22 protein-coding genes, 1 pseudogene and 1 riboswitch are annotated in these 23,434 nt (G+C 74.5%); of the genes and pseudogenes, 12 read left to right on the top strand and 11 right to left on the bottom strand.

Translation table 11 applies throughout. The annotated features are described in order from the left end of the window. Positions 1-67: 67 nt before the first annotated feature. Positions 68-1,273 carry a PP2C family protein-serine/threonine phosphatase gene (locus tag ACFYO5_RS07250; RefSeq protein ID WP_388705218.1) on the bottom strand — a complete coding sequence of 402 codons (1,206 nt, stop codon included), beginning with the start codon at positions 1,271-1,273 and terminating at the stop codon, positions 68-70. A 101-nt stretch (positions 1,274-1,374) separates the two neighbouring features. Continuing rightward, a complete protein-coding gene (locus tag ACFYO5_RS07245) occupies positions 1,375-2,133 on the bottom strand; it encodes an IclR family transcriptional regulator (RefSeq protein WP_388705215.1) in 759 nt (252 codons plus the stop codon). A 216-nt stretch (positions 2,134-2,349) separates the two neighbouring features. On the opposite strand from ACFYO5_RS07245, the gene ACFYO5_RS07240 reads away from it, so the two are divergent. The 6 genes from ACFYO5_RS07240 (at position 2,350) to ACFYO5_RS07215 (ending at position 7,835) form a co-directional block, all read left to right on the top strand. Next, complete coding sequence (locus ACFYO5_RS07240; RefSeq protein ID WP_388707102.1) at positions 2,350-2,610, top strand: hypothetical protein; 261 nt, start codon at positions 2,350-2,352, stop codon at positions 2,608-2,610. 155 nt (positions 2,611-2,765) lie between these two features. Further along, complete coding sequence (locus ACFYO5_RS07235) at positions 2,766-3,458, top strand: hypothetical protein (RefSeq protein WP_388705212.1); 693 nt, start codon at positions 2,766-2,768, stop codon at positions 3,456-3,458. Positions 3,459-3,622: 164 nt separating this feature from the next. Next, positions 3,623-3,859, top strand: coding sequence for a BON domain-containing protein (locus ACFYO5_RS07230; protein WP_356563173.1), 237 nt, complete (start codon positions 3,623-3,625; stop codon positions 3,857-3,859). Next, positions 3,856-4,581 (top strand): metallophosphoesterase, encoded by a 726-nt coding sequence (locus tag ACFYO5_RS07225; protein ID WP_356563061.1) that lies wholly within the window; start codon positions 3,856-3,858, stop codon positions 4,579-4,581. The genes ACFYO5_RS07230 and ACFYO5_RS07225 overlap by 4 nt, the downstream gene beginning before the upstream one ends. Positions 4,582-4,766: 185 nt before the next feature. Next, positions 4,767-6,770: a flavin monoamine oxidase family protein gene (locus ACFYO5_RS07220; RefSeq protein WP_388705209.1), complete on the top strand. Its 2,004-nt coding sequence runs from the start codon at positions 4,767-4,769 to the stop codon at positions 6,768-6,770. A gap of 81 nt (positions 6,771-6,851) precedes the next feature. After that, complete coding sequence (locus ACFYO5_RS07215; protein WP_388705207.1) at positions 6,852-7,835, top strand: epimerase; 984 nt, start codon at positions 6,852-6,854, stop codon at positions 7,833-7,835. Between the two features lie 36 nt (positions 7,836-7,871). Here the strand turns inward: ACFYO5_RS07215 and ACFYO5_RS07210 are convergent, their stop codons facing one another. From ACFYO5_RS07210 to ACFYO5_RS07185, 6 genes are all read right to left on the bottom strand, one after another. Next, on the bottom strand, positions 7,872-8,588 hold the full coding sequence (locus ACFYO5_RS07210) for an alpha/beta fold hydrolase (RefSeq protein ID WP_388705205.1): 717 nt from the start codon (positions 8,586-8,588) through the stop codon (positions 7,872-7,874). 18 nt (positions 8,589-8,606) lie between these two features. Continuing rightward, positions 8,607-9,578, bottom strand: a complete 972-nt coding sequence (locus ACFYO5_RS07205; RefSeq protein ID WP_388705203.1) for an alpha/beta hydrolase — start codon at positions 9,576-9,578, stop codon at positions 8,607-8,609. 181 nt (positions 9,579-9,759) lie between these two features. Then, entirely contained in the window at positions 9,760-10,632 is an 873-nt protein-coding gene (locus tag ACFYO5_RS07200; RefSeq protein WP_388705200.1) for a helix-turn-helix domain-containing protein, read from the bottom strand. 228 nt (positions 10,633-10,860) lie between these two features. Continuing rightward, a complete protein-coding gene (locus tag ACFYO5_RS07195; RefSeq protein WP_388705196.1) occupies positions 10,861-12,900 on the bottom strand; it encodes a BTAD domain-containing putative transcriptional regulator in 2,040 nt (679 codons plus the stop codon). After that, positions 12,890-15,838: a BTAD domain-containing putative transcriptional regulator gene (locus ACFYO5_RS07190; protein WP_388705194.1), complete on the bottom strand. Its 2,949-nt coding sequence runs from the start codon at positions 15,836-15,838 to the stop codon at positions 12,890-12,892. Before ACFYO5_RS07190 ends, ACFYO5_RS07195 begins: the two co-directional genes overlap by 11 nt. Positions 15,839-15,983: 145 nt before the next feature. Beyond that, positions 15,984-16,280, bottom strand: coding sequence for an ANTAR domain-containing protein (locus tag ACFYO5_RS07185; RefSeq protein ID WP_356563045.1), 297 nt, complete (start codon positions 16,278-16,280; stop codon positions 15,984-15,986). Positions 16,281-16,538: 258 nt separating this feature from the next. On the opposite strand from ACFYO5_RS07185, the gene ACFYO5_RS07180 reads away from it, so the two are divergent. Further along, a complete protein-coding gene (locus ACFYO5_RS07180; protein ID WP_388705191.1) occupies positions 16,539-17,495 on the top strand; it encodes a helix-turn-helix transcriptional regulator in 957 nt (318 codons plus the stop codon). A 199-nt stretch (positions 17,496-17,694) separates the two neighbouring features. Here the strand turns inward: ACFYO5_RS07180 and ACFYO5_RS07175 are convergent, their stop codons facing one another. The 3 genes from ACFYO5_RS07175 to ACFYO5_RS07165 all read right to left on the bottom strand — a co-directional run bounded on the left by ACFYO5_RS07175 (position 17,695) and on the right by ACFYO5_RS07165 (position 19,961). Beyond that, the gene (locus ACFYO5_RS07175) at positions 17,695-18,243 is read right to left on the bottom strand and encodes a phosphatase PAP2 family protein (RefSeq protein ID WP_388705188.1); all 549 of its coding nucleotides are present in this window, start codon (positions 18,241-18,243) and stop codon (positions 17,695-17,697) included. Positions 18,244-18,296: 53 nt separating this feature from the next. Next, complete coding sequence (locus ACFYO5_RS07170) at positions 18,297-19,289, bottom strand: YihY/virulence factor BrkB family protein (protein ID WP_356563040.1); 993 nt, start codon at positions 19,287-19,289, stop codon at positions 18,297-18,299. Between the two features lie 186 nt (positions 19,290-19,475). Continuing rightward, on the bottom strand, positions 19,476-19,961 hold the full coding sequence (locus ACFYO5_RS07165) for a MarR family winged helix-turn-helix transcriptional regulator (protein ID WP_388705184.1): 486 nt from the start codon (positions 19,959-19,961) through the stop codon (positions 19,476-19,478). Positions 19,962-20,162: 201 nt separating this feature from the next. On the opposite strand from ACFYO5_RS07165, the pseudogene ACFYO5_RS07160 reads away from it, so the two are divergent. From ACFYO5_RS07160 to ACFYO5_RS07140, 5 genes and pseudogenes are all read left to right on the top strand, one after another. Further along, a pseudogene (locus ACFYO5_RS07160) lies at positions 20,163-20,372 on the top strand (phosphatase); the annotation flags it as partial. 108 nt (positions 20,373-20,480) lie between these two features. Then, positions 20,481-20,666, top strand: a riboswitch (cobalamin riboswitch). A gap of 29 nt (positions 20,667-20,695) precedes the next feature. After that, positions 20,696-21,397, top strand: coding sequence for an energy-coupling factor ABC transporter permease (locus tag ACFYO5_RS07155; RefSeq protein WP_356563036.1), 702 nt, complete (start codon positions 20,696-20,698; stop codon positions 21,395-21,397). Then, positions 21,394-21,795: an energy-coupling factor ABC transporter substrate-binding protein gene (locus tag ACFYO5_RS07150; RefSeq protein ID WP_388705180.1), complete on the top strand. Its 402-nt coding sequence runs from the start codon at positions 21,394-21,396 to the stop codon at positions 21,793-21,795. Before ACFYO5_RS07155 ends, ACFYO5_RS07150 begins: the two co-directional genes overlap by 4 nt. A 6-nt stretch (positions 21,796-21,801) precedes the next feature. Continuing rightward, positions 21,802-22,551: a cobalt ECF transporter T component CbiQ gene (cbiQ, locus tag ACFYO5_RS07145; protein ID WP_388705177.1), complete on the top strand. Its 750-nt coding sequence runs from the start codon at positions 21,802-21,804 to the stop codon at positions 22,549-22,551. After that, on the top strand, positions 22,548-23,378 hold the full coding sequence (locus ACFYO5_RS07140; protein WP_388705175.1) for an energy-coupling factor ABC transporter ATP-binding protein: 831 nt from the start codon (positions 22,548-22,550) through the stop codon (positions 23,376-23,378). Before cbiQ ends, ACFYO5_RS07140 begins: the two co-directional genes overlap by 4 nt. The last annotated feature ends 56 nt before the right edge of the window (positions 23,379-23,434 follow it).

The following is a 23,434-nucleotide window of genomic DNA, read 5'->3' as shown; positions in this document are numbered from 1 at the left end:
CCCCCGCCGTGCGCGTTCCGCCCGGTGTTCGGCGCGGGCCCGTGAACGGCCGCGCGGCCGGCCGCTGTCAGTGCGCCACCCGCGCGACGGGCGTCTCACCGCCCTGCGCGGACGGGGCGGCCGGCCGGCGGGGCAGGAACGGTTTGCGGATCAGGATCAGCGCCGCGTCGTCGTGCAGCCGGCCGCCCACATGGTGCAGCAGGTCGTCGTGGAGCGCGGTGAGGGTGCGCGCCGGTTCGTCGGTCAGCGTGCGCGCCAGCCCGTCGTGCAGGGGATAGAACTCGCGGTGGCGGTCGCGGGCCTCGGTGACGCCGTCGGTGTACAGCAGCAACTGGTCGCCGTCGGCGAACGGCAGCACATGGAGGCCGGGGGTCTGGTCCGTGAGGGCGCGCAGCCCGAGCGGCGGGGCCGGATGCGGGGGGTCCACCGGTACGACGTCTCCGGACGGGCGGACCAGCAGGGGCGGCGCGTGTCCGCAGTTCACCACTTCGAGGTGTCCGGGGCGCGGGTGTCCGGCGACCACGGCGGTGACGAAGTCGTCGGGGCCGAGGTTGCGCGCCAGGCTGCGTTCGATCCGGTCGACGACCGCGAGGAGATCCGGCTCGTCGTGGGCGGCCTCCCGGAAGACGCCGACCACCAGGGCGGCGGTGCCCACGGCCGGCAGTCCCTTGCCCCGCACATCGCCCACGATCAGGCGGACGCCGTACGGCGTGGACACCAGGGCGTAGAGGTCGCCGCCGATCCGGGCCTCGGCCGCGGCGGCGCTGTAGCGGACGGCGACCTGGAAGGGGCCGACCGTCGGCGGCACGGGCACCAGCAGCGCGTGCTGGGCGGTCTCGGCCACCGAGCGGACGGCGGCGAGGACGCGTTCCCGGCGCCCGCGCAGCACCCCGGCCAGGCCGCTCGCCAGGGTGACGGCCGCCAGGACGACCAGTACGGCGGTCAGGTCACGGCCCGCCACCCCGTGCCGCGCGCCGTGCACGACGCCGAAGGCCGCCGCGAGCAGGCCGACGCACAGGACACCGCGCGGACCGTTGGTGGTGGCGGCCAGCGCCGGTCCCACCGCGAGGAGGGGCAGCCAGATCACGCCGGCTCCGCCGGCGAGGTCCACCGCCAGCACGACGGCGGTCACCAGCAGCACGGGCAGCACGGCCGTCCCGGCGGCCAGCAGGGCGACGGCCCGCCTGACCGCCGGCGCCCCGGGCGGGCGCCCACGGTTCTCGGGGGACCGCACGGTCCGGTGGCCGTCACGACGGTCTCGGGCCTGGCTCATGGTGTGTCCGCAGTCCTCGTCTGTGTAGGGGGGATCGCCCCTGAAACACCTGTTTCATCCAGGAATACGGGTTCGATCCGAGTGCCACAAGGAGAGGGTTTTCAGATAGTGAGCGACAGGCCCCTGGTCACCCGGTCCGCGGTCGGGATGAGCCGCTCCCGGATCTCCCCCAGCCGGGACAGCCGGTTCACCGGCAGGGACACCCCGAGCGAGCCGAGGGTGTCCCCGCTGTACACGGGGACGGCGACGCAGACCGTGCCGAGGGCGTACTCCTCCAGGTCCGTGACGGCCGGCGCCATCGGCGCGGAGTCCAGGCGCCGCAGCAGCTCGGGCGTGCTGGTGATCGTCCGTGGGGTGAGATCGGACAGGTGGTGGCGGGAGAGGTAGTCGCGGCGGGCCTCGGCGTCCAGCTGGCGCAGGACGGACTTGCCGAGAGCGGTGGCGTGTCCCGCGTCCTCGAATCCCACCCAGAGGTCGACGCGGGGCGTTCGGGGGCTGTCGACGATCTCGGCGACGCGGATCTCGCCCTCCTCGTAGAAGGTGAGGTAGGCGGCGGTCGCCAGTTCGTCCCGCAGTGCGGCGAGCGCGGGACGGACCCGGCTGAGCAGGGCCTGCCCGCGGCCCGTGGCGCGCAGCGTCTGCAGGTTGTCCCCGAGGACGAAGCCGCCGTCCTCCAGCTTGCGCACGTATCCGTCGTGGACGAGCGTGCGCAGCAGGTGGTAGGCGGTGGCCAGGGGCAGGCCCGTCTGGCGGGCCAGTTGCTTCGCCGGGGCGCCGTTCTCGTGCGCGCCGACCGCCTCGAGCAGGCGGAAGGCCCGCTGGACGGACGTGATCAGCGTCGGGCCTCCCTGCGCACCCATGCGTCCAGCCTGCGTCAGGGGTTCGCGAGGGGCAAGGCGGGCGCAGAAGCCGCCGATTCGGGGCACCCGGTCCGCATGGACGACACACGGCACACACATCAGACGAACGGGAGCAACGGGGTGAACGAAGAGGGCGAAGAGAACGAGGGGAACCAGGCGAACGAGGCGAACGGCAAGGGAGCGCCACGCTTCTCCTCACCCGAGGAGCGCGACACGGTGGAGCGGCTGGTTCCGGCCTGGCTGGCCGAGACGGAGCGGCACGATCCGGCCGCGGCACGCGAGGCCCGGACCGGGTGGGACCGGGGGTCGCTGTCGGCCCGGGCGGCCGAGGACCTCGCCACCTGGGTCACCGCGCGGGTCACCGACACCGGCTTCAACGAGGACGAGGGCCCGCGCGTCGACGGGCCGGCCCGCATCACCCCGGCCGACAAGGACGTCGTGCACCGCTGGCTCACGGGACAGGGTCACCGGATCTGACGGCCGGCCCACCGGACTCTCGTGTCGACGGCGCCCCGCTGCGGACTCTCGTGTCGACGGCGTCCCGCCGGGTACCCGAAGGCTTCGACGTCACGGCCGGGACCCGGCTCGCCGGGCATGCCGGGCGACGGACCGGTCCAGGAAAGGGGGCAGCGATGACGCAGCGCGCGGACGACGACGCTCTGGATCAGCCCGCGGGCATGGCGGAACTGCGACTGGCGACGGGGATCCGGGATCTCGGCGCGCCGAACGACGTGCTCGGGGAGGAGGAGCTGCCGGTCGACCGGAACCAGGCGATCCTCCAGGCCGCCAAGCAGGTCGGCTCGCTGCTCAAACGCCAGGGCCACCCGTTCGCCCTGGCGGGCAGCGTCGCCGTGTACGCCCACGGCTGCACGCAGAACCTCCAGCACGACGTCGACTTCGCCATCCGTCCCGAGGACGCGGAAGCCGTCGCCGGGACGCTGCGGGAGGCGGGGCTCACGGTGTACGAGCCGCCGGAGGACTGGCTGCTGAAGGCCGACTGCCTCGGCCAGCAGGTCGACCTGATCTTCGAGCTGGCCCGTCAGCCGGTCAGTACGGAACTGCTGGAGCGGGCCGAGAAGCTCTCCGTCGACTCGGTCTTCATGCCGGTCCTGTCGCCGACCGACCTCGTGCACAGCCGGATCGCCGCCTTCTCCGAGCACCACTGCGACTTCGGGGCGGTCCTGCCGATCGCCCGCACACTCCGGGAGAAGGTGGACTGGGACCGGGTGCGCCGCGCCTGCGGCGACGACCCGATGCCCGACGCCTTCTTCTACTTCCTGGAACGACTGGACGTCATTCCCCCGAGGGCGGAGGAGGACCGGTGATGAGGCCTGTCGCCGAGCCCGTGGGCGGCAGCGGCGCGGACAACGCCGACCGGCCCCCCGGGACCCACGAGACTTCCGACACGACCGGGACCCCCGGGACCACCGGAGCCACCGGAGCCACCGGAGCCACCGGAGCCACCGGAGCCACCGGAGCCACCGGCAGCATCGAGTACCGCGTCGCCCATCTGTACGACCGGCTCGCCGCCGAGGAACTGGGCGAGCTGGGCGTACGTGCCGAGGTCCGGGCCGGATCGGTGGTGGTGTCCGGCACGGTGCCCTCCGCGCAGTGCCGCGAGACGCTGCTGCGGACCGTCCACGAGGAACTGGCGGGACTCGCCGTGCACACCGACGTGGTGGTGGCCGAGACCGCCTCCCCCGACCATGCGGAGGACCTGCCATGATCCGCGTAGCCGCCGTCGGGGACATCCACATGGGCCTCGACAGCCAGGGCCTGCTGCGGCCCGCCTTCGACACCCTCGACGAGTGCGCCGACCTGCTGCTGCTGGCGGGCGACCTGACCCGGCACGGCACGCCCGAAGAGGCGCGGGTGGTGGCCCAGGAGGTGCGCGGTCTGCCGGTGCCGGTGATCGCGGTGCTCGGCAACCACGACCACCACGACGAGCAGCCGGAGAAGGTCACCGGCATCCTCGAGGAGGCGGGCGTGACGGTTTTGGAGGGTGAGGGGACCGTCGTCGAGTGCGCCGGGGCGCGCGTCGGCGTCGCGGGCACCAAGGGTTTCTGCGGCGGGTTCGTCGGCCGCAGCGCCGGGGAGTTCGGCGAGCCGCTGATGAAGGAGTTCGTGCGCTACACCCGGCGCAGTGCGGACGCCCTGCACGGCGCGCTGGAGGATCTCGGCCGGCAGGGCTGCGACGTACGGGTCGCGCTCACCCACTTCTCCCCCGTCGCCGACACCCTCGCCGGTGAGCCGTTGGAGATCTACCCGTTCCTCGGCAGCTACCTGCTGGCGGAGGCGATCGACACGGCCGGCGCCGACCTCTCCGTCCACGGCCACGCCCACATGGGAACGGAGCACGGGATGACGGCCGGCGGAGTCCGGGTGCGCAACGTCGCCCAGCCGGTGATCCGGCGGGCGTTCAACGTGTACCAGTTGCACGACGCCTGAGCCGGGGCCCGCGCGTCGCCCAAACCCGTGCCGGCCTCTTTTCGGTTGCGCGGGGGGCATCGCGTTGCGCGCGGGCCGTCCCGAGGCACTGGCCGGCGCGTGCTCGCTCCGTGGCGCTGCCCCGTTCAGGTGGTGATCACCGCGGATCGCCTCGCCGGCCCCGCACCCGCCCGTATCCAGGGCACATGGACAATCTCCACGCCTCCGACGGGCCCCGCTCCCTTTCCCGCAGACACTTCACGGCCACCGCCGGTACGGCCACCGCGGCGCTGCTCGCCGCGGCCCCCGGCGCGACCGCCGCACCGGCCGCGCCGGCCGTACCTCAGGCCCGGCCGAAGTCCACCGCCGACTGGGCCACCTGTCTGGAGGTCGCACGGGCGCTGCTGGTGGTCGACGAACAGGACAGGCCCCTCGTCCCCGGCTACCGGAAGATCCTCGGCGACGGGCTGCCCCGCGCCGGGACGAGGACCTCGAAGAAGGTGCTCGTGGTCGGTGCCGGCCCGGCCGGACTGGTGGCGGCCTGGCTGCTGAAGCGGGCCGGGCACCACGTCACGCTCGTGGAGGCCAACGGCAACCGCGTCGGGGGCCGCGTCAAGACCTTCCGCACCGGCGGGCACGAGAACGCGCCCCAGGCCTTCGCCGACGCCCGCCAGTACGCCGAGGCGGGCGCCATGCGGATCCCCGGCAGCCACCCGCTGGTGATGACCCTGCTCGACCAGCTCCACGTGCAGCGGCGCCCCTTCCACCTCGTGGACGTCGACGGCCAGGGCAAGCCGGTCAACAACGCCTGGCTGCACGTCAACGGGGTCCGCATGCGCCGTTCCGCCTACGCGAAGGCCCCCCGCAGGATCAACCGGTCGTTCGGAGTGCCGCAGACGTTGTGGGACACGCCCTCCGCCACGATCCTGCGCCGGGCCCTCGATCCGGTCCGCGACGAGTTCAGCACGGTCGGCGCCGACGGCAAGCGCGTCGACAAGCCGATGCCGGAGCGGGTCCGGGGCTGGGCCCGGGTGGTCCAGCGGTACGGCGACTGGTCGATGTACCGCTTCCTCACCGAGGAGGCCGGCCTCGACGAGCGCACCATCGATCTGGTCGGCACCCTGGAGAACCTCACCTCGCGGCTGCCGCTCTCCTTCATCCACAGCTTCATCAGCGCCTCGCTGATCAGCCCGGACACCGCTTTCTGGGAGTTGGTCGGCGGCACGGCGACCCTGCCGGACGCGCTGCTGCGGGAGGTGTCCGACGTGCTGCGCCTCGACCGGCGCGCCACCCGCGTCGAGTACTGGACGCCGGACCGGCCCAGCGCCGACGGCACCCCGCACGTCCGGGCGGACGGCCCGCACGTGTGGATCGACACCGTCTCCGAGGGCCGCGACGGCACGGTGGTGCGCGAGCAGTTCACGGGTGACGTCGCGATCGTCACCGTGCCGTTCTCGGGGCTGCGCCAGGTGCAGGTCAGTCCGCTGATGTCGTACCGGAAGCGGCGGGCCGTCGCGGAGCTGCACTACGACAGCGCGACCAAGGTGCTGCTGGAGTTCAGCCGGCGCTGGTGGGAGTTCACGGAGGCCGACTGGAAGCGGGAGCTGGACGCCGTACGGGCGGGGCTGTACGAGGAGTACCGGGCGGGGAAGGCCCCGGCGGACGGGAGTCTGCTCGGGGTGCACCCGTCCGTGCCGCCGGGGCACATCACGGCGGGGCAGCGGGTGCACTACGCCGCCAACCGGTGGGTGGGCCGGGACCAGCCGGAGGCGGCGCACATCGTCGGCGGGGGCTCCGTCTCCGACAACTCCAACCGCTTCATGATCAACCCCTCCCATCCGGTCCAGGGCAGCCGGGGCGGGGTGGTGCTCGCCTCCTACAGCTGGGCCGACGACGCCTCCCGCTGGGACTCCCTCGACGACGACGCCCGCTACCCGCACGCCCTGCGGGGCCTCCAGCAGGTGTACGGCCAGCGCGTCGAGGTCTTCTACACGGGCGCCGGACGCACCCAGAGCTGGCTGCGGGACCCGTACGCCTACGGCGAGGCGTCGGTCCTGCTTCCCGGTCAGCACACCGAACTGCTCACCGCGATCCGCTCCCCCGAGGGTCCGCTGCACTTCGCGGGCGACCACACCTCGGTGAAGCCGTCGTGGATCGAGGGGGCGCTGGAGTCCGGGGTGCGGGCGGCCCTGGAGGTGCACCAGCGGTGAGGCCGGCACCGCCGACCCACTTTTGAACGCGTTCAACTATTGGGTAGGCTCCCTCTCACGCGAACGAGGGGGAGCCTCACGATGAAGATCGTCATACCCGGTGGGACCGGGCAGCTCGGGACGGTCCTGCGCCGGGCGCTCACCGCGGCCGGACACCGGGTCGTGGTGCTCGGCAGGCGGCCGGAACGGCCCGGCGACCTCGCCTGGGACGGCAGGACCCCCGGGCCTTGGACGGACGCCGTGGACGGCAGTGACGTCGTGATCAATCTGGCCGGCCGGAGCGTCGACTGCCGCTACACGGCGGCCAACCTGCGGGAGATGATGGATTCGCGGGTGCACTCCACGCGGGTCGTGGGCGAGGCGATCGCCGGGGCCGCCGAACCGCCCCGCCTCTGGCTCCAGATGAGCACCGCCACCCTCTACGCCCACCGTTTCGACGCGCCGAACGACGAGACCACGGGCATCGTCGGGGGGACCGAGCCCGACGTCCCCGCCCACTGGTCGTACAGCGTCGACATCGCCAGGAACTGGGAGCGCGAGCAGGAGGAGGCCGACACCCCGCGCACCCGCAAGGTGGCCCTGCGGTCGGCCATGGTGATGAGCCCGGACCGGGGCGGGGTCTTCGACGTGCTGTCGACGCTGACCCGCCTCGGTCTCGGCGGTCCGGTCGCCGGTGGCGCCCAGTACGTGTCCTGGATCCACGACCGTGACTTCGTGCGCGCGATCGGCTTCCTGATCGACCGGGAGGACCTCGCCGGACCGGTCAACCTCGCGGCCCCGGTACCACTGCCCCATCGCGCGTTCATGCGCGCACTGCGGCGTGCGTGGGGCGTCCCGGTGGGCCTCCCCGCGACGAAGTGGATGGCCGCGGTGGGGGCCTTCGCCCTCCGCTCGGACACGGAACTCCTGCTCAAGAGCCGTCGTGTCACTCCTGGCCGTCTCCTCGACGCGGGTTTCGCCTTCGAGCACGCCGAGTGGCGGGGAGCGGCGGAGGACCTGGTACGGCGGAGACGGGACGGGGCCGGGGTCCCCCCGGGGAAGGCCGGGGGAGCCGCGCGGACCTGACGCGGGGACGCCGTTCGCGCGGCTGTGCCGCAGGCGTCAGCCCGTCGCGCCGACCGCCGCGCGGATCAGGTCCGCGACCTCCTTCGGCCGGGACACCGCGACGGCGTGCGAGGCGCCCTCGAGTTCGACGATCGTCGCGTCGGCACGCTTGGCTCCGAAGCGCTCGACCTCGGGGTTGATCGCGTTGTCCGCGCCGGCGACCAGCGCCCAGGCCGGCTTCGTCCGCCAGGCGGCCGCGGTGGCGGTCTCCTCGAACGCGGCGGCGGCCAGCGGACGCTGGGCGGCGGCGAGGATCTTGGTGACCTCGGCCGGCACGTCGGCGGCGAACACCGACGGGAAGGCGTCCTCGGCGATGGTGACCTCGACGGCGGGCTCGCCGCCCGGCACCGGGTACGTCCACTGCTTGAGATTGCTGACCAGCGGGGACAGCGGGAAGCGGCCCTGGAGCTCGCCGAGGCTCTCGCCCTCCTCCAGGACATAGGCGGCGACGTACACCAGAGCGACGACGTTCTCGGCGGTGCCGGCCACCGTGATGAGGGCACCGCCGTAGGAGTGGCCGACCAGGACGACGGGGCCGTCGATCTGGGCGGCGACGGAGGCGACGTACGCCGCGTCGGAGGCCAGGCCGCGCAGCGGGTTGGGCGGGGCGATCACGGGGATGCCGTCGCGCTGGAGTTCGGCGACGACGCCGGACCAACTGGCGGCGTCCGCGAACGCGCCGTGGACGAGGACGACGGTGGGAGTGGTGCTCATGTGGCGGATCTCCTCGGATCAGACCGTGTGCAGGGCGGCGCGCAGGACGGTGGTGGCCTGGGCGATGGCGGCCTGGGCGGCGTGCGTCTCGCGCAGGGCGTTGAGCATGACGAAGTCGTGGATGATGCCCTGGTAGCGGACCGCGGTGACGGGCACGCCGGCCTGGCGGAGCTTGTTGGCGTACGCCTCGCCCTCGTCGCGCAGCACGTCGGCCTCGCCGGTGATGATCAGGGCCGGCGGCAGGCCGGCGAGCTGCTCGGTGGTGGCCCGCAGCGGGGAGGCGGTGATCCGGGCGCGCTCGCTCTCGTCGGTGGTGTACTGGTCCCAGAACCACTGCATGCCGTCCCGGCGCAGGAAGTAGCCGGTGGCGAACTGGTGGTAGGAGCCGGTGTCGAAGTTCGCGTCGGTCACCGGGTAGAACAGCACCTGCTGCACCAGCGGCACATCGCCGCGTTCCTTGGCCATGAGGGTGAGGGCGGCCGTCATGTTGCCGCCGACGGAGTCGCCGGCGGCGGCGATGCGGGTGGCGTCCAGGCCCTTGGTGGCGCCCTGTTCGACGATCCAGCGGGCTACGGCGTAGTTCTGCTCGATGGCGACGGGGTAGCGGGCCTCGGGCGAGAGGTCGTACTCGGGGAAGACGACGGCCGCACCGGCGCCGACGGCGAGTTCGCGCACCAGGCGGTCGTGTGTGTGGGCGTTGCCGAAGACCCAGCCGGCGCCGTGGATGTAGAGGATGACGGGCAGGGTGCCGCTGCTGCCGGCGGGCTTGACGATGCGGGCGCGGACGCTGCCGGTGGGGCCGCCGGAGACGGTGATCCACTCCTCGTCCACGGCGGGCTTGCCGATCTCCCCGGACTGCACCTCGTCGACGGCCTTGCGACCCTCCGACGGCGGCAGGTCGAACAGGTACGGCGGGTTCGCGGTCGCCTCCACGAAGGCCTGAGCGGCGGGTTCCAGCACCGGCGTGGCCGGCTCGACGACGTCGGACATGAGAGTCTCCTGCTGTTGTTCGGCGGTGTGCGTCGTTCTGCACCTTCACGCTAGACCCGCTCCAACGGCCGGGCGTGTCCGCGCGCGCACCGGCAGTGTGCTCAGAGCGCACGGCGCGCGGTGCGCCGCGAGAACCCCTGCGGTGCGACCGGGGGGCACACCGGGCCCGGCGGGCCGGACCTCAGCCCCGGCCCGCGCCGTCCCGCCACTCGCGGGGGGACATGCCGTAGGCGGTGCGGAAGACGCGGCTGAAGTGGGTGGCGCTCGTGAAGCCCCAGCGGCCGGCGACGGCGGCGATGGTGCGGCTTCCGCGGTCGTGCCGTGTCAGGTCGCGGCGGCACTCCTCCAGGCGGCGGCGCAGGATCCAGCGGCCGACCGTGGTGCCCTCCTCCTGGAACAGCTTGTGCAGGTAGCGCACGGAGATGTGGTGCGCGCGGGCGAGGATCTCGGGAGAGAGGTCCGGTTCGGTCAGGTGCAGTTCGACGTACTCCAGGATGCGGGCCAGCACGGGCGGCGCCTGGCCGCCGGGGCCCGGGGTGCGGGTGCCGAGCTGTTCGGCGGCGAGGGTCGCCAGCAGGTTCACGGCGTTCCCGGCGAGCATCTCGCCCACCGGCGGCCGGGCCGTGGCCGCGGTGCGCGCCAGGTCCGACAGCAGCGGCGAGAGCAGCGCGCCCAGCCGGGAGGTCCGGGCGACCGGGGTGCGGGTGATCCGCCCGGCGTCGGCGGGGGTGAGTCCGAGCAGGTCGGTCGGGACGAGGAAGACGGTGGCCCGGAACCGCTCGGGGAAGTCCAGCTCGGGCGGCCGGTGCGCGTCGTAGAAGCAGATGTCGCCGGGGGCGAGGCGCACGCTCGCCGGGTCGGGGAGCGGCAGGCGGGTGGCGCCCCGGAGTCCCACGAAGAGGTACTCGCCGGCCTCCCGTGCGTGCGGCCGGTGCTCCGGCCGCGGTCCCCGTTCGCCGGGCAGCCGGCTGCCGGGGCCGGTCTCGGCGGTGGTGATCTCGACGCCCGCGGGCGTCCGGCAGACGGGTGTGTCGATGGTGCTGGTGGTGGTCATCTTCCGCCGTTGCCTCCGGAGCGAGCGACTGTCGAACGCGTCGTCCGGACGGTAGGCCTCAGGATGTGCAAAAAGAGTGACGAAGCAGTGACAGCGCACGGCGGACCGGCACAGTGACAGCGGACGGCGACCCGCACGTCAGGCGCCCTCGGCGGGTCATTCGCGCTCGGCGCTTCAGCCGCGCTCGGCGCTTCAGCCGCGCGGGGTGTGTCAGCCGCGCGGGGTGTGTCAGCCGCGGGGTGTGTCACCCGCGCTCGGCACTCCCGTCGCTCCACCACTCTCGGCGCTAGGACCACTCGCGGTCCTCCCGGCACTCGCGGCACTCTCGGCACTCCCGGCACTCCCGGCGCTCCCCGCACTCTCGGCCCTCTCGGCCGCGAAGACCCGGAGCAGGTCGTGCAGGGTGTGGTGACCGGGCGCGTGCTCGGTGATCAGGTGGGCCTCCGCGAGTTCGCCGAGGAGCCGGCGCACCCCGCGGACCGGCAGCCCGGTGAGCGCCGCCGCCGACGCCGGGGTGAGGTCGGGCCCGCGGTGGCGGGGCAGGAGCCGGAACAGCCGGGCGGCCTCCGGGGACAGCAGCCGGTAGGAGCCCATGAGGGCGGCCCGGAGGTCGGCCGCCCCCGCGGGGCCGGCGAAGGCGTCCAGGCTGCCCCGCGTCTCGCGCAGGTGTGCCGCGATGTCCGCGAGGGGCGTGGAGCGGTGGCCGGACGCCCGCCCGGCGACGGCCGCCAGCGCGAGGGGCAGCCGGCCGCTCCGGGCGACGATCTCGTCGGTGGCCAGGGGTTCGGCGGCCGTTCGGTCCGCGCCGACGAGCGCGGCGAGGATCGCGCGGGCGTCCTGGGCCGTGGGCGGCTCCAGGCGCAGTGGGCGGGCCCCCGAGGCGATGAACCCGGGCAGGGCGAGGCGGCTGGTGACCAGGGCCAGGCAGCCCGGCGCGGCGGGCAGCAGCGGGCGCAGTTGTTCGGTACCGGCGGCGTCGTCGAGGACCACGAGGACGCGGCGGCCGGCCAGCAGGGTGCGGTACAGGCCGGCCAGGGCGGCCGGCCCCGTCGGCATCCGGGCCGCGGGCACGCCGAGGGCCGTGAGCATCGCGCGGAGCGCCTCCTCGGGCTGGGCCGCGGCCCTCGCGGGGTCGCTCCCGCGCAGGGCGACGTACAGGTGGCCGTCGGGGAAGCGGGCGGCGGCCCGGTGGGCCCAGTGCACGGCGAGGGCGGTCTTGCCGACGCCCGCCATGCCCCCGACGAGTACGGGCGCCGGGGCGCCGGCGCTTCCCACGACCCGGTCCCCCGCCGCCGTCAGCCACTCCAGCTCGGGCCCGCGGCCGGTGAACCCCGCGGGATCCGCGGGCAGGCGGGCGCACCCCACGGATGCCGTCGGGTCCGGTGGGGCGGGAGCGGCACCGGCCGGGCGGCCGTCGACCCGGGGGTCCGGGCGCAGCCGTACGACGGGAGTCGCCCGTCCGAGGTCCACGCGTGGCCCCGATGCCGGCCGGCCCACGTCCTGGCGCAGCACACGCGTGTGCGCCGCCGTCAGTTCGGCGCCGGGGGTGACGCCGAGTTCCGCGGCCAGCCGGGCCCGGAGATCCTCGTACGCCGTGAGGGCGTCCGCCTGGAGGCCGCAGGCGGCGAGGGAGAGGATCAGCCGGGCGTGCAGCGGTTCGTCGAGCGGATCCAGCGCGGTCGCCCGGCGCAGGGCGGGCAGGAGGTGTGCGGCCCGGCCGCAGAGCAGGGCGGCGTCGGCCGCCATCCGGGTCGTTTCCAGGAGTTCGCGGCCGAGGGCCGTGAACTGGACGTGCCGGCGCGCGGCGGCGGGGATGCCCATCGCCACGGGCCCGCGCCACTCCTCCAGGGCCTCGGTGAGGCGCAGGGCCGCCGTCTCGGTCCGCCCGGTGACGGCGGCCCGCTTGCCCTGCCGGGCCAGTTCGCGGAAGCGCAGCAGGTCGCTCTCGTGCGGGGCGGTCTCCAGCAGGTGTCCACCGGGTCGGCGCAGCAGGCGTCGGCCGGGGGCGCGGGGCGGCAGGTCCGGTTCCAGGAGGCGCCGGAGCCCGCCGACGTATCGGCGCACCACGTTCGGTGCGCTGGCGGGCGGGCGTTCGGGCCACAGCAGGGCGAGCAGCTCGCCGGTCGGCACCGGACGGCCCGCGGAGGCCAGGAGCAGGGCGAGCAGGGCGCGCTGCTGGGGGAACCCGAGGTCGAGTTCGGTTTCTCCGCGCCACACCCGTACCGGTCCCAGTACCTCGAACCGCGTCGCGGCGGGGTCAGCAGGCACCGGCCTGTCCGTCCCGTCCGGTCAGCCGCGCGTGGACCCGCTCGGCGTCGGGGTGGTCCAGGGTGCGCAGCAGGGCGAGGGCCCGGGTCCAGGCGGCACGGGCGCCGTCCTCGTCGCCCGTGGCGCGGTGCGTGTCGCCGACCCGGACGAGGATGTCGGCCTCGGCGTAGGGGGCGCCGAGGTCCCCGAGGAGGGCGAGGGCGTTGCGGTAGGCGAGGAGGGCGTGCGGGTGACGGCCGAGGTGCTGGTGGGCGTAGCCGATGCTGTCCCAGGTGGCCGCCTGGCCGTAGCGGTCGCCCAGGGCCTGGAGGGTGGTCAGGGCCTCGAAGCAGTGTGTCAGGGCCTGTCGGTACTCGCCCAGCAGCGCGTGGTACCAGCCGACCGAGTTCAGGGCGCTGGCCTGGGCGCCCCGGTCGCCGACGGCCCGGAACAGCGCGAGGGCGAGCTGGTTGTGGCGCAGGGCGCCCGGCAGGTCGCCGCGCTGCTCGCTCTCCCAGCCGAGGCTGCGGTGGGTGTTGGCGCGGCCGGTGTCGTCGCCCAGCTTCGTGAAGAGTTCGAGGGCCTCCTCGAGGCGGGGCACGGACCGGTCGTGCAGGCCGAGCCGGCCCTCGATGCGGGCGAGTCCGCGTAGCGCGCGGGCTTCCATGACGGGTTCGGCGAGCCGTCGGGCGGCCTTGAGGGCGGTGCGCTGGACGGCCAGCGCGTCGTGCCAGTGGCCGCGCCGGTCGAAGAACGGCTCCAGGGACCAGGCCAGATGGCAGGAGATACGTTCCTGCCCGGTGGTGGCGGCGGAGTCGACGACGGCGAGGAGCACGGAGTGTTCGGCGGTGAGCCACGCCAGTGCCCGGCCGTCGTCGGCGAGCGGTTCGGGGCGTGCGTCCTCGGGCGCGGGCGGCGGTGGCGGCGGATCGGCGTTGGGGGCGAGCAGCCGGTCGGCGGCGTGGGCGGTGTGCAGGTAGTGGTGGTGCAGCCGGTGCAGGGCGGCCCGCCGTTCGGCGTCGGTGTGCCGCTCCTCGACGAGTTCGGCGGCATGGGCGCGGAGCAGGTCGTGGAAGGCGTGCCGGCCGGGACTGTGTTCGGTGACGAGGTGCAGGCCGGTCAGTTCGGCGAGCAGCGGCCGGGTCCGGCGGACCGGCAGTCCGGCGAGGGCGGCGGCGGCCGGCAGGGAGAAGTCGGGGCCGGGGTGCAGGGCGAGCAGCCGGAACAGCCGGGCGGCCGCGTCGGAGATCTGGCGGGAGGACCAGGAGAAGACGGTGCCCACGTCCACGGAGGAGTCGGAGCGGGCGAACGCGTCGAGGCTGCCGTGGGCCTCGCGCAGTTCGGCGGCGACGGCGGAGAGCGCGAAGTGGGGGTGGGTCGCCGCGCGGGCGGCGACGCAGGCGAGGGCGAGGGGCAGTCCCGCGCACAGTCGGGTGATCTCGTCGGCGGCGCGCGGTTCCGCCTCGACCCGGGCGGCGCCCAGCCGGCGGACCAGGAGGGCGCGCGCCTGCTCGGTGTCGAACGGTCGCAGCGTCAGGCAGTGGGCGCCGTGCCCGGCGACCAGCCCGGAAAGGGCGTCGCGGCTGGTGACGACGGTGAGGCAGCCGGGCGAGCCGGGCAGCAGCGGCCGTACGTGGTCGCTGTCGCGGGCGTTGTCCAGGACGACGAGGATGCGCCGCCCCGCCAGCACACTGCGGTAGAGGGCAGCCTGCGCGTCCAGGCCGTGCGGTATGCGGTCGGGCGGTACGCCGAGGGCGTCCAGGAAGCCGCGGACGGCCTCGCCCGCCTCCATGACCGCGCCGGAGGGGTCGTATCCGCGGAGGTTGACGTAGAGCTGCCCGTCCGGGAAGCGGCCGGCGACGCGGTGCGCCCAGTGCACGGCGAGGGTGGTCTTGCCGACGCCGGCCATGCCGCCGATGGCGGTGATCACCACGGTGTCGGGCGCCCCGCCGGGCTCGGCCCCGTCGCCGCCCGACAGGGCGAGTATCTCGTCGAGTTCGCCGCCCCGGCCGGTGAACGCCGGGATGTCGTGCGGCAGCTGGGCGGGGACCGGGTGGGCGGAGGGACCGACGGCTGCTTCTTCCAGGGCGGAGACGGGGGCGGAGGGCTCGTGGTGCTCCGCGAGGGGGGCGTCGGATCCGCCGGCGTCCGTCCGGCTAACGGCCGGACCGGGCACCCCCGCGCCGTGCCCGCCGGGGTTCTCCCGCAGCACGGCCTCCCGGGCCTCGCGCAGTTCCGCGCCGGGGTCGATCCCCAGCTCCCCGGCGAGCCGGGTCCCCACGGCGTCGTACACACCGAGGGCCTCGGACCGGCGGCCCGCTGCCGCCAGGGCGAGGATCAGCGCGGCCTGCACGGGTTCGTCCAGGGGGTGCGCGGTGGCGGCCTGACGCAGTTCGGACAGGACGGCGCCGGGAAGTCCGGCGCGCAGGGCGGCGTCGGCCGCCTCGCGCACGGCGGCGAGGCGTTCGCGGTCCACCGCGTCGAACACCGGACGGGCGCGGGTCGCGGCGGGCAGTCCGGCGGCGACCGGGCCCCGCCACAGGGAGAGCGCCTCGGTGAGCAGGCCGAGGGCCCGCTCGGGGGACTCCCGTGCGGTCCGCCCGGCGGTCTCCCGCAGGGCGCGGAACCGGATCAGGTCCAGCGAGTCGCCGTCGGTCAGGAGCCGGTAGCCGCCCGCGTCCCGCACCAGCCAGCGGCCCTCCGCGCGGGGGGCGAGGCCGGGCTCCAGGAGCCGCCGCAGCGATCCCACGTGCCGACGGACCACGTTGACGGCGCTGCGCGGCGGGTCGGTCTCCCACAGGGTGTCGACGATCTCGTCCATGCCGACCGGCTCCCCCGCCCCGACCAGCAGCAGCGCCAGGAAGGCTCGCTCCCGCGGCCCGGCGGGCGCCAGCTCCGTCTCCCCGCGACACACCCGCACGGCCCCCAGGACCGCGAAGCGCACGGATTCCAGCGGCACGTCTTCCCCCTCCGGTGTCACTCCCAGAGGCCGACCCTACGTCACCGCCGGTGTTACCGACGGTCGGTCCAGGAGCCGGGAAACCGCAGGTGGGGGGCGCTGACACGGCGTCCGCGGGTCGGCCGCGGCGCGGCGCGCCGGACGCTCAGGCCGACCTGGCGCGGGCCAGGGCGTCCGTCAGCGCCTGGTGGATCTCGTCGGGGAGCCAGCGGCAGTGGGCGCCCTGCACCACGTACTCGGCGACCTCGCGCAGTTTGGTGTTGGTGCGCTGGGAGATCTCCAGCAGCACCTCCCAACCCTGCTCGGGGCGCAGCCGGCCCACGGCGACGACCACCCCGATCGCCTGGTCCACCACGGCATGGGAGGCGACGGCCTGCCGCAGCTGGGCCACCTCCTCCCGCAGGGCGGCGACTCGCGCCTCGGCCTTCTCCTCCCCAACCATGCCGCACTCCACCTGTGTTTCTCCTCGTCAGGAGCCCGCGAACCGCGGGCGGCCACTCGGCGTCACCGTGCCGTCCCCTCCAGCCTGCACAGAACTGACCGGTCCGGCCGCACACGGGACGAACAACATCGCCGGGGACGGTACGGAAAACGAATGCGCGCCAGGACGCGGGGAAAACGTGCGGAGCGGGCGAATCGCCGTTTCGGCGACCGCCCGGCCCGCACAGCGCGGGGCCGCCACCCATCGGACGAAGGATTCATGGACACACTGTTCTTCGACAGTGACGACCTCGGCCGGACCGAGGACTTCCTCAGCCGGGCCTACGCCAGGATGCGCATCGGCAGCGGCGACCCGCGGGCCGGCCGGACGCGCGTCAGCCGCGCCGCGATGCCCTCGGTGACCGTCGACGAACTCGACCTCGGCTTCGAGATGAGCTACTCCGTCATGCCGCTGGGCCGGATCTGTCTGTGCCTGGTCCACGAGGGCACCATCCGGGACCACGCCTTCGACGGCGTCGAGGACACGTTCGGGCCGGGCGACGTGGTGTCCTTCGCCCCGCCGGAGCTGCCGTACTCGGGACGGGTCTGCAACGCCCGCTACAACATCACCATGCTCGACACCGACCTGCTCACCCAGGTGGCCGCGACGGCCCCGGGCCGTAGGCAGGGACCGGTCCGGCTGACCGGGCACCGGCCGCACTCCCCGGCCGCGGCCCGGCAGCTGCGGCAGACGATCGGCTACGTCCGCGATCATGTACTGGCCGCGCCCGGCTTCGCCGACCAGCCGCTCATCGCCTCCACCGCCGCCCAGCACCTCGCGGCGGGCGTCCTGGCCACGTTCCCCAACACGGCGCTCACGGAAGCCACCGCGACCGACCGCAACGACGCCCGCCCCGCGACGCTGCGGCGCGCGCTCGCCTACATCGACGACCACGCCGACGAACCGATCACGGTCGCCGACATCGCCGCGGCCGCGCATGTCACGGTGCGGGCGCTCCAGTACGCCTTCCGGCGACACCTCGACACCACCCCGCTGGCGCACCTGCGCGGGGTCCGGCTCGCCCACGCCCACGACGACCTGCGGGCCGCGAGCCCGACGGACGGCACGACGGTCACCGACGTCGCGGCCCGCTGGGGCTTCCTGCACCCCGGCCGATTCGCCACCCTGTACCGCTCCGCGTACGGCCGCCCGCCGCACCGCACGCTCGTCGGCTGAGACCCATCCCGCGGACGTCCGGCAGGTCTCACCGGCCGCCGGCGTGCCCGCGGACCTCGTCCCCCCGCAGCGGCGGGCCCGGCCGCGTCCAAGGCCCGGGCGGCCGCGCGACCCCACCTCAGTGCCGGGTGGCCGCGCGACCCCACCTCAGTGCCGGGTGGCCGCGCGACCCCACCTCAGGCCGGGTGGCCGCGCGGCCTCACTTCAGTGCCGCGCGGACGGCCAGGCGGGGAGCACGGTGGGTCAGCGCGGCGGCGGACAGGCCGATCAGCGCGCCGACCGCGACGTCGGAGGGGTAGTGGGCGCCGGCGTGCACACGTTCGCCGGCCACCACCGCCGCCGGCACCGCGCAGAGCGCGCCGGCGAGGGGCCACACCCCGGCGACGGCGGCGGTGAAGCCGACCGCGGCGGCCGTGTGGCCGGAGGGGAAGGAGGAGGAGTCGGGTCGGTCGGGGACCTCGTCCGGGACCCACTCCTGCGGCGGCCGGCGCCGTTCCCAGAGCTGCTTGACCACGCCGTTGGACACCACCTCCGCCACGGCCATGCTGACCACACCCGCCGCGGCGGCCCGTCGACCCCGCCACCCGCCGGCCGCGACCATCACGAAGGCGGCGCCCCACCAGAGCTTGGTGTGCTGCGCCGCCTCCTCCACCACCGGGAGCGCCCGCCGCGCCGGGTCCCACCGCCACGACGTCATCCGCCGGCCCAGTCGCCGGTCGCCGTCCTCGAGATCAGTCCGCACACTCATGGCCTGCGACTGCCCGGTACGACGGGTCTCTAACGGCAACCGGCGGGCATCCCTCACGTCATGCGGCGCTGGTCCTCCTCGCTCCAGGCACGGGTGTCCCTGGGCGGCACGTACGGCTCCTCGTCCTGCGGGAGACCACCCGCGACGGCCCGCTGCCGGGACAGTTCGGCGTCGAACTCCAGCCCGAGCAGGATGGCGATGTTGCTGATCCACAGCCACACCAGGAACACGATGACGCCGGCCAGAGTGCCGTAGGTCTTGTTGTAGGAGCCGAAGTTGGCCACGTAGAAGGCGAAGCCGGCCGAGGCGATCAGCCAGATCAGCAGGGCCAGCACGCTGCCCGGGGTGATCCACCGGAAGCCGCGGCCCTTCACGTTCGGGGTCGCCCAGTACAGCAGCGCGATCATGATGACGACCAGGAGGACCAGGACCGGCCACTTGGCGATCGACCACACCGTCAGGGCGGTGTCGCCGATGCCCAGGGTCGTGCCCGCACGGCGGGCGAGGTCACCGGTGAACACCACGATCAGGGCGCTGACCACGGCCAGCACCAGCAGCACCACCGTCACACCGACCCGGACCGGAAGCACCTTCCAGACGGGCCGGCCCTCCGGCATGTCGTACACGGCGTTCGCGCTGCGGATGAAGGCGGCGACATAGCCGGAGGCCGACCAGACGGCCAGCAGGATGCCGACCAGCGCCATGAGCGAGCCGATCCCGCCGCGGCCCTGGAGCTGGGTGACCGCGTCGGTGATGATGTCCCGGGCCGCCCCGGGGGCGAGTTTCTGGATGTTCTTCAGGACCTCGTCGGTCGCCGACTTGCCGGCGACGCCCAGCAGCGACACCAGGACCAGCAGGGCGGGGAACAGCGACAGGATCCCGTAGTAGGTGAGGGCGGCGGCGCGGTCGGTCAGCTCGTCGTCCTTGAACTCCTTGACCGTGCCCTTCAGCACCGCCATCCAGGATCGCTTGGGCAGCCGACCCGGTTCGTCCGGTTCCCGGCGCTCGACCTGCTCGTCCGGTCGGGTTCTCGATGTCCGTGCCATAGCAGACGGAGTAACCCCGGCGGGCCGTTCCATGCGGCTTTCCGGGCCCCGGCCACAGCCGGTACAGGTTGGCGGCGGCTCGGGGCGGCAGTGCCCCGGGTGTGACGCGGGTGCGGGTTCCGGGCGGGCCCGGGCCCCGCGGGGCGGCCGCCGACGCCGGGCGGCACCGGTGCCGCGGTCCGCAGGTCAGGCCGTACGGCTGCGGGGGTCCGGGACCTCGTCATGGGCCCGGTCCGCCGCCGCGTCGCAGAACGCGTCGAGCCCCTCCAGCAGGGCGACCCGCTTCCCCACGGGCATCCCGCCCAGTACCGCGCGCAGTTCCCGCTCCCGGCGCTCCCGCAGGTCGGCGAGGAACGTCCGGCCCGGTCCGCTCAGGCGCAGCCGCAGCTCGCGCCGGTCGGAGGGGTTCACCACCCGCTCCACGAAGCCGGCGGCCTGGAGCCGGTCGCACAGCCGGCTGACCGAGGGCGGTGTGGAGGCGAGGGAGTGGGCGAGGCTGCGCAGGTTGATGCCCTCCTGGTGTTCCAGGACGAACAGCACGCGCAGCTGGGACGCGGACGCGGGCGCCGTCGAGGCCCGTCCCCACAGCACCTCCAGCAGTTCCGCGGCCGTCGCGGTCACCCGTGCGACCTCGTCCGGGTCGGGGCGGTGGCGGAAGGCAGTCACGGTCACCCTCTCGCAGACACTGGGACGACCGCCAGGGTACTGGCGGCTCCCCGCCCTTCCTCACTCCCCGAAGCGGCGGCGCCGCACGCGCGTTCGCGGGACACCCCGGCCGCCGAGCCGGGCCGCGGAGCGCAGGAACGGTGTTTCCGTCGTGGTGTCCCCCTCATGAACAGCTGCGTCACCGCCGAGCGCGCCCTGCGGACGGCGGTCCTCGTCAGCGACGGCGTCCACGCGTTCGCCTCGCCCGGCGCGGAGACGGACGGGGACGCCGTCCTCGTCCGGGCGATCGGCTCGACCCGTCCGCTGCCGGCGGCCGAGGTCCCGCGTGCCGTGCTGCGCGAACCGGCCGGGCACCGCGGCGGATCCGGGGCGCGGGGCGACGCTCCGGTGGTGTGCCCGGACGGGCACGGTCGCTGACCGGCGCCGCCGCGGTGGCCCCGGCGCGGCGGGTGTGCGCCGGGGGGACACCCCGTGTCCGCCGCCCGTGCGCCCCCGGTCCCGCTTGTCACCGCCCCTGTCCTCGCACTACTGTCACCAGGCCTTGGTGAACGGGAAATCCGGTGTGATGCCGGTGCGGCCCTCGCCACTGTGATCGGGAAGTCCGGCTCCGGCCCTCGCGGGCAGCCACTGGGTCCTCACGGACCCGGGAAGGCGGAGCACGGGCGGTGGTACCCGTCAGCCAGGAGACCGGCCAAGGCACGTCAACCATCCACGAGGTGCTGGAGAGGGTCTGCTCAGCCATGCACATAGCCGAGGGTTTTCTGCCTCCGGCGCACGCGGTCGCCTGGAGCGTCGCGTCGGCGCCTTTCGTCGTCCACGGAGCCCGGTCGCTCAACCGTGAAGTCAGGGAGCATCCCGAGAGCACGCTGCTGCTCGGCGCCGCCGGTGCCTTCACGTTCGTCCTGTCCGCGCTCAAGCTTCCGTCGGTGACCGGGAGTTGCTCGCACCCCACCGGCACCGGTCTGGGCGCCGTCCTGTTCCGGCCGCCGATCATGGCCGTGCTGGGCACGATCACCCTGCTCTTCCAGGCGCTGCTGCTCGCGCACGGCGGCCTGACCACACTCGGCGCCAACGTCTTCTCGATGGCGATCGTGGGGCCGTGGGCCGGTTACGGCCTGTACCGGCTGCTGCGGCGCTACGACGTGCCGCTGATGGTCGCGGTGTTCTGCGGCGCGTTCGTCGCCGACCTGTCCACCTACTGCGTGACCAGCGTGCAGCTCGCGCTGGCGTTCCCCGACCCGAGCAGCGGCTTCCTGGGCGCGCTCGGCAAGTTCGGGTCCATCTTCGCCGTCACGCAGATCCCGCTGGCGGTGAGCGAGGGACTGCTCACCGTTCTGGTGATGCGTCTCCTCGTGCAGTCCAGCAAGGGCGAGCTGACCCGGCTGGGCGTGCTGGTGACCGGCGGGCGGAAGGCGGACACGACCGGGGCGGTGGCCCGGTGAGACGCAACACCAGGATCAACCTCCTGCTGCTGCTCGCCGTCCTCGCGCTCGCGGTGCTCCCGCTGGCCCTGGGGCTCGGCGACCACAAGGAGCAGCCGTTCACCGGCTCCGACAGCGAGGCGGAGACGGCGATCACCGAACTGGAGCCGGACTACGAGCCGTGGTTCTCGCCCCTGTACGAGCCGCCGTCCGGGGAGATCGAGTCGGCGCTGTTCGCCGTCCAGGCGGCCCTGGGCGCGGGTGTCCTCGCCTACTACTTCGGGGTGCGCCGGGGGCGCCGGCAGGGCGAACAGCGGGCACTGGCCCGTCTGGAGGAGGAGCGGGACGGGGACGGGGCGGGAGCCGACGACGCCGCTCGGGCCCCCGTGGACGGGGCCTCCCGCCACGATCGGGTCTGAGCGCTCGTGCTGCCGATCGACGCGGCGGCGCACAGCAGCCGCTGGCGCCGCCGTCATCCCGTGGACAAGGCCGTGCTCGGGCTCGGTCTGACCCTGCTCGCGATCTCGCTGCCGCCCTGGCCGGGTGCCGCCCTGGTGCTGGTGACGGCGCTCGCCCTGCTGCTGGGCCCGGCGGGCGTGCCGGTCCGCCGGCTGTGGCGGGCCTACCGGGTCCCGTTGGGTTTCTGCGCCACGGGCGCGCTCACCCTCCTCGTCCAGGTGGGCGGCCCCGGCGGGTTCGTGTCCCTGACCGACGGGGGGCCCGTCCGGGCCGGGGAGCTGATGCTGCGCACCTCGGCCGCTTCCCTCGGTGTGCTGCTGTTCGCGTTCACCACACCGATGTCCGATCTGCTGCCCCGTCTGGTGCGGGCGGGGGTGCCCGCGCCGGTCGTCGACGTCGCCCTGGTGACGTACCGCATGAGTTTCCTGCTGCTGGACTCGATGCGGCGGATCCGGGAGGCGCAGGCGGCCCGGCTCGGGCACACCGGCCGTGCCGCCGAGTGGCGTTCGCTCGCCGGGCTCGGCGCCACCGCCTTCGTGCGGGCGTTCGACCGGGCGGCACGGCTCCAGGCCGGGCTCGCCGGTCGCGGCTACGACGGCACGCTGCGCGTCCTGGTGCCCGAGGCCCGCGTCTCCGTGCGCTTCACGGTGGCCGCGGCCGGACTGCTGGTGGCCCTGGCCGTCCTCACTCTCGTCCTGGAAAGGTCTCTGTCATGAGCGAGCTGGTCACCCTGCGGGGTGCCTCCTTCGCCTACGAGGACGGGCCGACCGTGCTCGACGGTCTCGACTTCACGGTGCCCGAGGGGCGCGCCCTCGCCCTGCTGGGCCGCAACGGCAGCGGGAAGACGACCCTGATGCGGCTGCTGAGCGGTGGACTGCGCCCGCGGACCGGCACGTTGACGGTCGAGGGGCGGCCGGTGGCGTACGACCGCAAGGGGCTGACCCGGCTGCGGACGACCGTGCAGCTGGTGGTGCAGGACCCGGACGACCAGCTGTTCGCCGCGTCCGTCGCGCAGGACGTCTCGTTCGGGCCGCTGAACCTGGGGCTGCCCGACGCCGAGGTGCGGGCGCGGGTGGAGGAGGCGCTCGCCGCTCTGGACATCGGCGCCCTGGCCGACCGGCCCACCCACCTGTTGTCCTACGGGCAGCGCAAGCGGACCGCGATCGCGGGCGCCGTCGCGATGCGGCCGCGCGTGCTGATCCTCGACGAGCCGACCGCCGGGCTCGACCCGGACGGCCAGGAGCGGCTGCTCGCCACGCTGGACGGGCTGCGCGCGTCCGGCACGACGGTGGTGATGGCCACTCATGACGTCGATCTCGCCCTGCGCTGGGCCGATGACGCGGCCCTGCTCACCCCGTCCGGCGCGCACACCGGCCCGGCGGGCACCGTGCTGGCCCGCGCCGACCTGCTCCGGGAAGCGGGCCTGCGCCTGCCCTGGGGCATCGCGGTCGCCCGGCTGCTCACCGGTCAGGGCCTGTTGTCCGAGGGGGAGGCCGGGCCGCGCAGCCCGGAGGAGCTGGCGGCGCTGCTGGCCGGGAGTTGAGCCTTCGGCGGACGCCTCGGCCCGCCCCGCCGGTCGCGTCGTGCGCCGCGCCGCGC

Source organism: Streptomyces sp. NPDC006259, from assembly GCF_042870975.1.
Lineage (GTDB): Bacteria > Actinomycetota > Actinomycetes > Streptomycetales > Streptomycetaceae > Streptomyces.
The sequence above is the reverse complement of the archived record's forward strand: the minus strand, read 5'-3'. Positions and strand labels throughout refer to the sequence as shown.

Coding starts and splice junctions, on each gene's coding strand:
- ACFYO5_RS07250 (WP_388705218.1), bottom strand. CDS start 1,273: ATGAGCCAGGCCCGAGACCGTCGTGACGGCCACCGGACCGTGCGGTCC.
- ACFYO5_RS07245 (WP_388705215.1), bottom strand. CDS start 2,133: ATGGGTGCGCAGGGAGGCCCGACGCTGATCACGTCCGTCCAGCGGGCC.
- ACFYO5_RS07235 (WP_388705212.1), top strand. CDS start 2,766: ATGACGCAGCGCGCGGACGACGACGCTCTGGATCAGCCCGCGGGCATG.
- ACFYO5_RS07225 (WP_356563061.1), top strand. CDS start 3,856: ATGATCCGCGTAGCCGCCGTCGGGGACATCCACATGGGCCTCGACAGC.
- ACFYO5_RS07220 (WP_388705209.1), top strand. CDS start 4,767: ATGGACAATCTCCACGCCTCCGACGGGCCCCGCTCCCTTTCCCGCAGA.
- ACFYO5_RS07215 (WP_388705207.1), top strand. CDS start 6,852: ATGAAGATCGTCATACCCGGTGGGACCGGGCAGCTCGGGACGGTCCTG.
- ACFYO5_RS07210 (WP_388705205.1), bottom strand. CDS start 8,588: ATGAGCACCACTCCCACCGTCGTCCTCGTCCACGGCGCGTTCGCGGAC.
- ACFYO5_RS07205 (WP_388705203.1), bottom strand. CDS start 9,578: ATGTCCGACGTCGTCGAGCCGGCCACGCCGGTGCTGGAACCCGCCGCT.
- ACFYO5_RS07200 (WP_388705200.1), bottom strand. CDS start 10,632: ATGACCACCACCAGCACCATCGACACACCCGTCTGCCGGACGCCCGCG.
- ACFYO5_RS07185 (WP_356563045.1), bottom strand. CDS start 16,280: ATGGTTGGGGAGGAGAAGGCCGAGGCGCGAGTCGCCGCCCTGCGGGAG.
- ACFYO5_RS07180 (WP_388705191.1), top strand. CDS start 16,539: ATGGACACACTGTTCTTCGACAGTGACGACCTCGGCCGGACCGAGGAC.
- ACFYO5_RS07175 (WP_388705188.1), bottom strand. CDS start 18,243: ATGAGTGTGCGGACTGATCTCGAGGACGGCGACCGGCGACTGGGCCGG.
- ACFYO5_RS07170 (WP_356563040.1), bottom strand. CDS start 19,289: ATGGCACGGACATCGAGAACCCGACCGGACGAGCAGGTCGAGCGCCGG.
- ACFYO5_RS07155 (WP_356563036.1), top strand. CDS start 20,696: ATGCACATAGCCGAGGGTTTTCTGCCTCCGGCGCACGCGGTCGCCTGG.
- ACFYO5_RS07140 (WP_388705175.1), top strand. CDS start 22,548: ATGAGCGAGCTGGTCACCCTGCGGGGTGCCTCCTTCGCCTACGAGGAC.